This window comes from Pseudoalteromonas sp. T1lg21, assembly GCF_002964625.1.
Classification (GTDB): domain Bacteria; phylum Pseudomonadota; class Gammaproteobacteria; order Enterobacterales; family Alteromonadaceae; genus Pseudoalteromonas; species Pseudoalteromonas gelatinilytica.
In genome coordinates this window covers 1-473 of record NZ_PQBX01000037.1, presented here as the reverse complement: position 1 = coordinate 473, position 473 = coordinate 1, and the positions used below count along the sequence as shown (strand labels likewise).

The following is a 473-nucleotide window of genomic DNA, read 5'->3' as shown; positions in this document are numbered from 1 at the left end:
GGTCAGTATGTATGTGCTTATCCTGATTCAAATGGTGACGGTATTCCAGACCAAAACCAAGACCCCGAAAAAGGTTCTGATACAAAAGACCCAAACGACCCGAATGATGAAACACCCGATTCAACTAAAACGAATAACCTTCTTTATGGCTTGGATAAAAAGTTAGGCGTTGGCAACTCTCGATTAACGGGGATTAAAACGGGTATCGAGGGCATGACTAAAGAGCAAATTAAAGGGAATGGCTCATTGGCTGCCATTGCATCCAATACCGCTAAGACAGCAAATAACACATTAGGCGCATCTGAAAACACAGCTGAAATCCTTAAATCCATTTCTGAAACTGAGATTGGTGATTCCTTTAACCCTGAGAATGCATCGAGTTTTTATGAATCAGAATATGAAGAAGGTTTTGCGGGTGTATGGCAAGAAAAGTCAGGTGAATTTCAGCAAACAGAAGCCTATCAATTTTTACA

General features: G+C 40.6%; 1 protein-coding gene. It reads left to right on the top strand.

All coding sequences use genetic code 11. The features are described 5' to 3' along the window. On the top strand, positions 1-473 hold a 473-nt coding region (locus tag C2M25_RS07875; protein WP_199775165.1), incomplete at both ends, for a hypothetical protein.